At 43.4% G+C, this 11,215-nt stretch carries 9 protein-coding genes, 1 pseudogene and 1 riboswitch; of the genes and pseudogenes, 5 read left to right on the top strand and 5 right to left on the bottom strand.

Annotation, left to right across the window (positions count from 1 at the left end):
* Positions 1 to 359: 359 nt before the first annotated feature.
* Both ABFW99_RS02220 and ABFW99_RS02215 read left to right on the top strand, forming a co-directional pair.
* Positions 360 to 767: a hypothetical protein gene (locus ABFW99_RS02220; RefSeq protein ID WP_349353133.1), complete on the top strand. Its 408-nt coding sequence runs from the start codon at positions 360 to 362 to the stop codon at positions 765 to 767.
* A 76-nt stretch (positions 768 to 843) separates the two neighbouring features.
* Positions 844 to 1,752, top strand: a complete 909-nt coding sequence (locus ABFW99_RS02215; RefSeq protein ID WP_349353132.1) for a cation diffusion facilitator family transporter — start codon at positions 844 to 846, stop codon at positions 1,750 to 1,752.
* On the opposite strand, the gene ABFW99_RS02210 is transcribed toward ABFW99_RS02215, so the two are convergent.
* The 5 genes from ABFW99_RS02210 to ABFW99_RS02190 are packed head-to-tail and all read right to left on the bottom strand — an operon-like array spanning position 1,745 to position 7,483.
* Positions 1,745 to 2,227 carry a Pycsar system effector family protein gene (locus ABFW99_RS02210; RefSeq protein WP_349353131.1) on the bottom strand — a complete coding sequence of 161 codons (483 nt, stop codon included), beginning with the start codon at positions 2,225 to 2,227 and terminating at the stop codon, positions 1,745 to 1,747. The two genes, ABFW99_RS02215 and ABFW99_RS02210, sit on opposite strands and share 8 nt — an antisense overlap.
* Positions 2,228 to 2,243: 16 nt before the next feature.
* Positions 2,244 to 4,226, bottom strand: coding sequence for an alpha-ketoacid dehydrogenase subunit alpha/beta (locus ABFW99_RS02205; protein WP_349353130.1), 1,983 nt, complete (start codon positions 4,224 to 4,226; stop codon positions 2,244 to 2,246).
* 27 nt (positions 4,227 to 4,253) lie between these two features.
* A complete protein-coding gene (locus ABFW99_RS02200) occupies positions 4,254 to 5,228 on the bottom strand; it encodes a deoxyhypusine synthase family protein (RefSeq protein ID WP_349353129.1) in 975 nt (324 codons plus the stop codon).
* Positions 5,221 to 6,084: an agmatinase gene (gene speB, locus ABFW99_RS02195; protein WP_440707405.1), complete on the bottom strand. Its 864-nt coding sequence runs from the start codon at positions 6,082 to 6,084 to the stop codon at positions 5,221 to 5,223. Before speB ends, ABFW99_RS02200 begins: the two co-directional genes overlap by 8 nt.
* Positions 6,077 to 7,483 (bottom strand): arginine decarboxylase, encoded by a 1,407-nt coding sequence (locus ABFW99_RS02190; protein ID WP_349353126.1) that lies wholly within the window; start codon positions 7,481 to 7,483, stop codon positions 6,077 to 6,079. The genes speB and ABFW99_RS02190 overlap by 8 nt, the downstream gene beginning before the upstream one ends.
* 275 nt (positions 7,484 to 7,758) lie before the next feature.
* Between ABFW99_RS02190 and ABFW99_RS02185 the strand changes: the two genes are divergently transcribed.
* The 3 genes and pseudogenes from ABFW99_RS02185 to ABFW99_RS02175 form a co-directional block, all read left to right on the top strand.
* Positions 7,759 to 9,420 (top strand): BamA/TamA family outer membrane protein, encoded by a 1,662-nt coding sequence (locus ABFW99_RS02185; protein WP_349353125.1) that lies wholly within the window; start codon positions 7,759 to 7,761, stop codon positions 9,418 to 9,420.
* Between the two features lie 100 nt (positions 9,421 to 9,520).
* A riboswitch (SAM riboswitch) is annotated at positions 9,521 to 9,652 on the top strand.
* 100 nt (positions 9,653 to 9,752) lie between these two features.
* Complete coding sequence (locus ABFW99_RS02180) at positions 9,753 to 10,706, top strand: homocysteine S-methyltransferase family protein (protein ID WP_440707406.1); 954 nt, start codon at positions 9,753 to 9,755, stop codon at positions 10,704 to 10,706.
* Position 10,707: 1 nt separating this feature from the next.
* A pseudogene (locus ABFW99_RS02175) lies at positions 10,708 to 10,989 on the top strand (dihydropteroate synthase); the annotation flags it as partial.
* Between the last annotated feature and the right edge of the window lie 226 nt (positions 10,990 to 11,215).

Raw genomic sequence — 11,215 nt, 5'->3', positions numbered from 1 at the left:
TGTTATGTTGGTTTCTTGGTTCAGTTATGCAACCGGATATTTAACCACTGGTGCAGCTTTGAACATCTAGGTTTTCGCATTTATCGTGAAACGCTTTCGCGTTTCGTGCGCCGCTTCAAATAGAAACTCTGGAATATCATATTAAGCAACTTAAAGCCCCAATATTCTCTGGTAATAACTACGTTCAACACTTTGTAGCTGAGATCGAACCCTTTATTTCCAAAACCCGGGCTGATCTGGATGAGCTGCTCAAGACTGACAGGAGTTCACCTTCCATAACCTCTGGATATGAGAAGAAGTCGGAAGGTGTACGGTTTTCGATTCGTGAAGAAGAAGACAAATGGATAGCTACGTTAGATATGAATAAGGGGCATTCTAAAAATGAATGGATAACAATCGTTACTCAATACGAAACTCCTCCGAAAGTATGGCTTCAGCCCGAAGACTTGATTATTCGCTGGGACCTTGCCAACTCTGATACTGCCAGAGCTGATCACTTCTATCTTACTCCATTTTCCCGGAAAGGGATTTCTGATATAAAGGTTCGTACCATCACCTCTTTTTTTGAACACTTCACCCAACCATCAAACATAAAAATAACCTCGCGTAAAGAAGATTTTAAAGATGGGGTGAAGTATATAATTACATTTCCAGCTCCTCAGCGAGATAGTGTTCGATTTAACGTTTTTGTGAATCCAGGATATATGTTATCCAAACAGTCGTATTTAGGAAATCCCTATACCTATCCTGTTTTGGTTAAAGAGTAAGTTTCTCAGATTTATGGGTGCATGTCTGTTTAGAATCGCTTTTCTTTGATTTGAACATCCATAAAACAAAAACCTCTTGGCCTCAGGATCAAAGAAAGTAATATATGCCGCTTTAATTGGTAACGGACTCATTTCAGTTACTAAATTTATTGCTGTTGTAATTACCGGCAGCTCGGCTATGATGTCGGAGGGTATTCATTCGGTGGTGGATACCGGAAATCAGATTCTGCTGCTCATGGGATTGAAGAAAGCTGAAAAGCCGGCCGACGCCGATTTTCCTTTTGGTCACGGTAAAGAAGTCTATTTCTGGAGTTTTGTGGTGGCAATCATGATTTTTGCGGTGGGTTCCGGTATTTCCATTTATGAAGGGATTCACAGCCTGTCCGATCCTCATGAAATCTCCAATCCCATGGTGAACTACATTGTATTGGGTCTGGCCATGATTTTTGAAGCCTTTGCATGGTATTTTGCCTGGAAGGAGTTTAATAAGACCAAAGGGGACCGGAGTTATTATGAGGCCGTGCGCAAAGAAAAAGATCCGACTACTTTTGTGGTTTTGTTTGAAGACTCCGCTGCTATGCTGGGATTAATAGTGGCTTTTGTAGGGGTATTTCTTTCTCAGCTAACCGGTATTCTCATTTTTGATGGGATTGCATCTATTGTTATCGGAGTGATATTAGGGGGAACTGCAATCTGGCTGGCCCATGAAACCAAAGGCCTGTTGATTGGAGAGAGTGCCGATCTTGAAATTACTGAGGGAATACAGAAGCTGGGAAATGATATGGACTTCATCCATAGGCTCAATGAGGTGTTGACACTGCATATGGGTCCACAGTACATCCTGGTAACCATTAACGCTGATTTTGTATCTGAGCTAAATTCGGATCAGGTTGAAGCGGGAACGGCAGAACTTTCTGCTGCAATTAAGAAAATGTATCCTCGGGTGAAGAGAGTTTTTATAGAAGCGGAGGCTCCAACTAAATAAGAACCACGAAGAAGAGAACAATCTGCACACAAAGGGTGTAGAATGAATAATTATAGTATCGGTATTTCTTGTTGGCAATAGAAGAAATCTCATAAATCTGATGAAGCAGGTCGCTTTGCAATTCTTCATCCGAAGCCTCAAGAAAATCACCTGCATAAGCTCCCCGGTTTGGTCTTGAGATAATATCTTTATGATATATCAGCTTTGAGGCATCAGCTCCGCCGGAAGCAGTTTTTCTGGGTTTGATGGTCAACGAGGCAAAAGCCAGGAAAAGCAGAAAAGACCCCATAAACAAAATCTCGGAAATGTTGATCGTTTCGAGGGTTCTGGACTCAGTTAGTATAAAAGTAGCTGCCACACTGCTTACCAGGAATAAATACCGGATTTTATTATCGGCTAATTTTATGAGCTCTTGTTGGTGTAGGAAAATATTCCAGCTATAATTGAGTCTGTCAATGCTCTTAGTATTCTCCATAATGTTGGACTACAGGTTAGTATTCAACAAGCTTATTAAGCATTTCTTCCAGCTTCGCATTTGCCATAAATCCATCTTCGAGTTTTTTGTCGTGAGGGATAGGCATATCCAGAGAGGCACAACGCATCACGGGGGCATCCAGCCATTCAAAACATTCTTCAGAAATGATAGCCGAGATTTCACTTACCGGTCCCATAGTCAGGGAAGGTTCTTGCAAAAGCAAAACTTTCCCTGTATTGCAGACAGTTTCCCTGATGGTTTCTTTATCCAAAGGAAGCAGGGTTCGTAAATCAACAATTTCGAGGGAAATCCCTTTCTTGTCATATGATTCGGCCAGAGAAAGTGCCCATTGAACGCCCATACCGTATGTAATAACAGAGATGTCAGTCCCTTCACGGCGAACTTTAGCTTTACCAAGGGGTTGGTATTGAGCTTTGTCAGACACATCGGCCTTCAGACTGCGGTAGAGTTTCTTATGCTCAAAAAACAAGACAGGATTAGGATCATACAGAGAGCTGTACAGCAAGTTCTGAGCATCTTCTACCGTTCCGGGTACAACCACTTTTAATCCGGGAATTTGCATGAACCATCCTTCCACTGATTGGGAATGGTAAGGGCCGGCACCAACCCCACCACCATGAGGAGCACGAATGGTTATGTTAAGCGGGGGGGACCATCGGTAATGTGTCTTGGCAATGTTGTTCACAATTTGATTAAATCCACAGGAAATAAAATCAGCAAACTGCATTTCCACCACCGGCTTGAAACCTTCCAAAGCAAGCCCCATTGCGGCACCTAATGCCCCTGATTCTATAATAGGTGTGTTACGAATACGTTCTTGTCCAAATTCTTTAAAGAAACCTTCCGTAATTTTAAAGACCCCGCCGTATTCAGCAATATCCTGACCCATAATCAGAAACGAGTTGTCTTCCTTAAAGGCTTGCCATAAGGAGGACTGAATAACATCTACAAAGCGTTTCTCATAGGTGATACCATTAGAACTTTTGGGAACAAGGGGTTCTTCATGAGAATAAACTGACGACAACTCCTTTTGCTCATCAAAAACCGGATCAGCTGCCTTTAAAGCTTTTTCCAGGTCTTTTTTAAACGATTGATCGATCTCTTTGGTGATCTTGTCGAAGTCATTTTTGTCAGCAATGCCTTCTTCTTTAAGAAAGTTTTCTACCCTCAGGATGGGGTCTTTATCTGCCCAGTTTTCAAATAGAATATCGGGAACGTAATGTGTTCCTGAGGCTTCCTCGTGTCCACGCATCCGGAAGGTTTGGGCTTCAATCATAACGGGTTCACCTTTTAGAGCGAGTGTTCGTGCTTTTTGCACCGTTTCCATTACTTCAAACACATTATTTCCATCAATATGAAAACCGTGCATTCCATAGCCTTTGGCTCGATCCGATAATTTTTCGCACGCGTATTGCTCAGAAGTTGGTGTAGAGAGACCGTAACCGTTATTCTCAATAATGAAAACAACCGGTAGTTCCCAGACGGCAGCTAAATTCAAGGCTTCATGAAAGTCACCCTCGCTGGTTGCACCGTCTCCACAGAAGGAGAAAGCAACAGCATCTTCTCCCTTTAACTTTTTGGCTAAAGCGAGTCCGTCAGCCACCGGCATCATGGCGGCGAGGTGGGAAATCATCCCAATAATATTATGTTCAGGAATACCAAAATGGAAAGAACGATCACGTCCGCCGGTAAACCCATCAGCCTTGCCAAACAGTTGACAGAAAAGAGGGTAGAGGGGTACTCCACGGGTTGTGAATACCCCTAAATTCCGATGCATGGGAAGAATATAATCTTCAGGTTTGGATGAGAGGGTGACACCTACTCCCACGGCCTCCTGACCAATTCCGGAAAACCATTTACTGATTTTGTTTTGACGAAGTAGTTTAAGCATACGCTCTTCAATTTGTCGCGGAAGCAACAAATGTTTATAAATTTGAAGAGCTTTCTTAGTGGATATTTCTTTATTAGTAATGGCCACGCAAATTGTCCGATTCGTTATAAACTTTTACCAGCCAAGTAAGTAAGCAAAAATAAGCGGAGCTACAATAGTCGCATCCGATTCTATTATGAACTTTGGCGTGTCTATTCCAAGTTTGCCCCAGGTTATCTTTTCGTTGGGAACAGCCCCTGAGTATGAACCGTAACTTGTGGTGGAGTCGCTGATCTGGCAAAAGTAGGACCAAAGCGGTACATCTGATTTCCCTAAATCCTGCTCAATCATTGGTACCACACAAATAGGAAAATCTCCGGCAATACCGCCTCCGATTTGAAAAAATCCTACCCCGTTGTCTGAGTTGTTCAGGTACCAATCAGACAAATACATCATGTATTCTATGCCTGACTTCATCGCGTTTGGCTTTGTGCGACCCTCAATACAGTGAGAGGCAAAGAAATTACCGCAGGTAGAATCTTCCCAACCTGGAACAATCACAGGGATATTCTTCTCTGCAGCAGCCATAAGCCACGAATCCTTAGGATCAATCTGATAGGAACCTTTCAGGTCTCCGCTTAAGAGCAGATCATAAAAATACTCATGGGGAAAGTGTCGGTTTCCTTCTTCTGTAGCTTTTACCCAGCGTTTCACTAAATGCTCTTCAATACGGCGCATAGCTTCTTCTTCAGGGATACAGGTATCGGTAACCCGGTTGAAATGCTGATCGAGAAGATCTTGCTCATCCTGGGGACTCAAATCCCGGTAATTGGGAATACGTTTGTAATGATCATGAGCCACAAGGTTGAATACGTCTTCTTCCAGGTTGGCCCCGGTGCAGGTGATAATGTGGACTTTATCTTGCCGTATCATTTCAGCCAGGGAAAGTCCGAGTTCTCCCGAACTCATGGCACCGGCAAGAGTAATCATCATTTTTGAACCCGAATTAAGTTGTTCTTCATAAGCTTTGGCGGCGTCAACAACCGAAGCTGCATTGAAATGACGAAAGTGGTGGGTTAAGAAATCGGAAACGGGACCTTTTTTACTCATGAGTCGAAAATTTATAGCTTAGCATTTTATAGTAAAGTTTGGCAGCCAAAAACTGTGGAGCAGATAATCCCTCAATAGGGGCAAGTTCCACAATATCGAAGCCCAATACATTCTTTTGCTGAAACACTTTTTTGAGGTAGCGGATCATTGTGTTCCAATCCAGCCCGCCCGGTTCCGGGGTACCCGTTGCAGGCATGATGGAAGGATCAAATACATCAAGGTCTAAGGTGATGTACACATGATCTGTCATTTTAGAAACAGAGCCCTCCATCCAGTCAGTTTGGCCGTACATATCTTCTGCAAAATAGCATTTGTTGCGATCCAGGTGTTTCAGTTCTTCAGAATCCATGCTCCGGATGCCTACCTGTATCAGGTTGGTATTTTGGGAAGCATCATAAACCGCACAGGCATGGTTATATGGCGAACCGTGGTACTCAGGACGAAGATCAGTATGGGCATCCAGCTGTAAAATGGTGATATCGGGGTGAGCCTCATAAAAAGCCTTTATGATACCAATGCTGACTGAATGTTCTCCGCCAAAAAAGGTGAGAAATTTATCCTTCGTAAGAAGTTCTTTTGTGCTATCATAAACAGCCTTGAACATTGCTTCGGGTGAAGAATCCTCCAAAATGGGATCGATAACATGAACGCCTTTCTTATATACTTCACTGTCGGTTTCTAAATCATATATTTCCATGTTTTCGGCGGCATCCAGAAAAGCATTAAAGCCTCGGTCGGCTCCTTTGCCCCATGTGCTGGTTCCGTCATAAGGAATGGATTGTAAAAGTACGCTGGCATTCTCAAAAGAATTATGATCTCCTTCTATACCGGCAAAAATCGGATTATTATTAGTCATTGTAACCCAGAATATTAAGCATGTTATCTACTGTTTGTTCATCGCGATATACGTAATCGAATAAATTCCCGTCTTCATCCTTATCTACCACAATATGCTTGGGAGACGGAATGAGACAGTGTTTAATACCACCATAACCGCTAATAGAATCCTGATAAGCCCCGGTGTGGAAAAACCCGATGTAGAGTGGTTCGGAGTCATCATCGGAAAAAGTGGGAAGAAGAACCTGTTGGTTCAATTCCTCCGAATTATAATAATCGGAATGATCGCAGCTGATACCACCGATATTTATTCGTTTATATTGGTTTTCCCATTTATTGAGGGGCAGAAGGATGAACTTCTCATTTATAGACCATGCATCGGGAATGGTATTCATCAGGCTGTTATCTACCAGGTACCACAACTCAGCATCGTTCTGCTGTTTCTGTTCCAGCACCTGAAAGATAACCGCACCGCTTTCTCCAACGGTATATTTTCCGAATTCGGTGTAGATGTCCGGCTCTTCGACGTTCTCATCCTTGCAAGCTTCCTGAATATTGCGCACAATTTCGCCGGTAATGTATTCATAATCGAAATCGAAGCTGAGGCTGTTTTGAATAGGAAATCCGCCACCAATATTTAGAGCATTTACCGAAGGAGCAATTTTTTTGATTTTTGTGAACTGACTCAGCGCTTTCTTGAATTCATTCCAGTAGTACATGTTATCACTGACGCCGGAATCCACGAAAAAATGTACCATAACGAGCTCAACACTGTCATTCCCGACAATACGCTCCTTTACAAAATCAAGAATCTCGCGCTTGTTGATGCCCAGTCTGGAGGTGTAATAAGCGGCTTTGGGATCTTCTTCAATGGAAATCCTCAATCCGATTTTGATGGGATGATCGAGGTTAAGCTCCTCAAGCTGATCCAGCTCACGGGCGTTATCCAATACACAAATGGAATTCTTGAAGCCCTGTTGATTCAGCCTGCCAATCTTTCTGATGTAATCATCGGTTTTATATCCATTATGAACAATGGTTTTTTCGCTGGAGAAAACACCTTTATTGTATAAGTTCTCAATCAAGTCGATATCGAAGGAAGAGGAGGTTTCAAGTGAAACGTTCTCCTTTAAAGCGGTCCGCACTACATGATTGAAGTGACAACACTTGGTGCAGTAACAAAACTCGTACGTACCGGAGTAGCCGTTCTCAGATATGGCTTTATTAAAGTATTCCCGGGAACGCTGAATTTTTTCCCTGATTTTAGGAAGATAAGCCAGTTTAAATGGCGTTCCGTATTTCCCGATGAGATAGTGAAGGTCAACATTGTTGAAATTCAGCGTGCCATCAACCAGAGAAAATCCATTTTGGGGGAAATCATAGGTCTGGTCAATAAGTTCGTGGTATGTATTTTTCATTAAATAATTTGGTGTTAAAGGCGAAAGAAGTAAATAATGGAGTGACTAATATAAAATATATTTTCCAGTGATTTTTATGAGCAGAAATAGGTGAGCTTTTTCTGAAAGAATGAAATTACGCTCTTTTTAAATCATAACTAAACGCTGAGATCATTAAATTTCTATTATCAAAATTTTTGGTGAATATGACCCTTAAAGTATGACTACTCATTTAGGATATATGGCTTTTCTAATGGATTTGAAGCACAAGTTTTAAAAAGAGTGTAGATTCAGGCATGTTCCCAAAATCAGGTTTTTTCATTTTATTTCTGTCCATACCGCTGCTGGCTTTTCCGCAAAGTCAAAAGTTGGAGTTTCAGGTTTATGAAAACGGTGAATTAGTCCCGCTACCGGATAGTCTGGAGACAGAACTCACAGAAAGTCCTTCCCAAAATGAACGGAGGATCAGGCGATGGCTTATCTCGGAAGGATACTTTACCGCTGAAGTAATTTCAGTCACGGATTTTTCAGCCCGGATAGAAAGAGGGTGCAGATATCAGTTTGATGAAATAAAGGTTAATTATTCCGGTCAGATTGATTCTTCAACATTAGTAACACCCGACGTTCCGTATTCAGATAAAAACTTACAGGCCGAGATCGATGGGCTGATCTACAGTCTGGAAGAAGAGGGATTCCCTTTTGCCCGATCTATCATAGCTTCAATAAACCCCATGCCTGAAGAGTGCCGGGTTAATGTGGACATTGAGATCCAAACTGGAGAAAAAGTCACCACAGCTGATATTTACTTCTCAGGAGCCAAATCGAACACTCAGGATTATCTGCGAAAAGTTTCGAGACATCAACCAAACAAGACAATTACACCGGGTTACCTCAGACTTCTTCGTTCCAACTTAAATTCAAGCGGACTGTTTAATACTGTAGAACCGGCCCAAATTTATCTTAAGCGGGGTGAACCTGTGATCGTTTTCAGGATAGAGGAGCGATCCTTAAATCAATTTGATGGATTATTGGGGTATGTGCCGGATGCTGCCGGAAACGGGCAAATTGCAGGGGATGCTGAACTCTCGCTGTGGAATGTGTTAACTCAGGGAAACGGATTTGACTTACGGTATCAGCGGCTACGTCCGGAAACCAGTCAGTTAAACCTGAGAGCTTCTCAAGACTGGATTGGCAAGATTCCCGTTGGGATTTCAGCCGGAATGCAGCTTTATCAGAACGACACGACCTATCAAAGCCGTGATTTTGAGGTAAATGGCTATTACCTGATGGGGCGGGGTATCAAACTAATCGGGGGAGTGGGATTTCAGAGTACGACCTCCGGCAGTAATCTTCCACAAATTGTGGAGCCGGATGGTCAAAAAAGAACCGCTCGATTAGGTTTTGAATATGTTAACGTAGATCGGTTTGATGCACCAACCCAAGGAAGTTCAATACGGGTGATACTGGGTGTTGCAAATAAAGATTTAGCCGATGATTCAGTCACGGCATTCACTCAAAACTCATTGGAATTCACCGCCCGAAACTACATTCCCATACTTGAAAAAAGCGTGATATCGACTTCTTTGCATGGGTTTTTTCTGGAGTCGGATAAGATTACCACTAACGATTTGATCAGGTTTGGAGGAGCAAATTCCTTTCGCGGCTATGCCGAGCAGCAGTTCAGAGCCGGAACCATGCTTTGGGGGGATGTAGAATATCGATTCTTACTGAATCGACAGTCGTATCTGTTCAGTTTCGGAGCGGTGGGAGGTTTTAACCGACCAAGACTACTTACCGAAACCAATAATGACTTCCGATTAACGAAATATCTTTTCTCTGCAGGATTTGGTCTTAGCTATCAAACACAAATCGGGCGATTGAAGTTTAGCTATGCTATTTCACCCGAAGAATCTATAGGAAACGGGAAGGTGCACTTTGGGATAAGGACGGAGCTATAACCTCTGCGTTCTTTCTGTTGTAATGGTGTTACATTATAGACTGTAAATCAGGTTGTCCGGCAAATCAACAACCATTATATTCAAAGCGAAATTTATTGAATGCTTATAAAGAAAGACTGAGGGATGGGCCCGATGACGTCTTGGCAACCATTAAGCACATAAACTTTATGTACTCAACAGGTGCCAAATCCCACAACGCATATAAGAATTTATGTGTGTTGAAAGATAAGCGAGCTAATCACTCCCGCTCTTTCTGTATAAGCTAATCCAACAACGAAAGAGTGAATATAGAACAAGCATTAAAAGACCGAATCCTGATTCTTGATGGAGCCATGGGTACCATGATTCAGCGCTATAAGCTGCAAGAAGAAGATTTCAGAGGCGAACAGTTCAAGGATCATACAGACGACCTGAAAGGCAATAATGATTTACTTAGCCTGACCCGGCCGGATATTATTCAGGCCATCCATGAGGAATACCTGGAAGCGGGAGCGGATATTGTGGAGACGAATACCTTTAGTGGTACCAGTATTGCTCAAGCCGATTACAGCCTGGAGCACATTGTGTATGAATTGAACCGGAAGTCAGCTGAAATAGCGAAGAAAGCAACCGATAAATTCACCCAACAGAACCCCGCTAAACCACGATTTGTATCCGGTTCTATGGGGCCTACCAATAAAACGGCTTCTATCTCGCCTGAAGTCACCGACCCGGGTTATCGCGCCGTGACCTTCGATGAGCTGGCGGAGGCTTACAAGGAACAAGCGAAAGGACTGATGGATGGCGGAGCTGATCTTCTGCTTGTAGAAACTATTTTTGACACACTGAACGCTAAAGCAGCTCTTTTTGCCATTCAAGAGTTATTTGATGAGCGGGGAGAATCGTTACCCATTATGGTTTCCGGAACTATTACCGACGCTTCGGGAAGAACGCTTTCCGGTCAAACGGTAGAAGCGTTTTTGATCTCTGTGTCTCATGCTCCAATTCTAAGTGTTGGATTCAATTGCGCACTGGGAGCAAAACAACTTCAACCATATCTGCAAAACTTGGCTGATAAGTCTGATTTCTTTGTCAGTGCTTACCCGAATGCCGGACTTCCGAATGAGTTTGGGGAATATGATCAGGGTCCAGAGCTGATGGGGCGGGAAGTGGAGAAATATTTGGAAGATAATCTGGTGAATATTCTGGGTGGTTGTTGTGGTACTACTCCTGCACATATCTCGAAAATGGCTGAGCTGGCACGTAAATACGAACCCCGAAAAAGGGCGGAGGCAGTAGCTGTTTAATATGAAGACACTTCCACTGAAGTTAAGCGGACTGGAACCCCTTGTAATCACTGAAGACTCCAATTTTGTAAATGTCGGAGAGCGCACAAACGTAACGGGTTCAAGAACTTTTCTTAATTACATAAAGAATAAAGAATATGATAATGCGCTGAAGGTAGCTCTTGATCAGGTACAAGGCGGGGCTCAAATTCTGGATGTGAATATGGATGAGGGAATGCTCGATAGTGTCCGGGAAATGACCAACTTCCTTAATCTTATAGCTTCTGATCCTGACATCTGCCAAGGCGCGCGCGCGGGCGCGGGCAGGGGCGGCCAGGCGGGCAGGGCGCGGGCGGGCGGCGCGGGCGGCCGAGGCAGGGGCGGCCGGGCGGGCTGCGAGGCAGGGCAGGCAGAGGCAGGCAGAAGAACGGAAGAGAGAGAGAGAGAGAGAGAGAGAGAGAGAGAGAGAGAGAGAGAGAGAGAGAGAGAGAGAGAGAGAGAGAGAGAGAGAGAGAGAGAGAGAGAGAGAG

This window comes from Gracilimonas sp. BCB1, from assembly GCF_040117685.2.
GTDB lineage: Bacteria > Bacteroidota > Rhodothermia > Balneolales > Balneolaceae > Gracilimonas.
The sequence above is the reverse complement of the archived record's forward strand: the minus strand, read 5'-3'. Positions and strand labels throughout refer to the sequence as shown.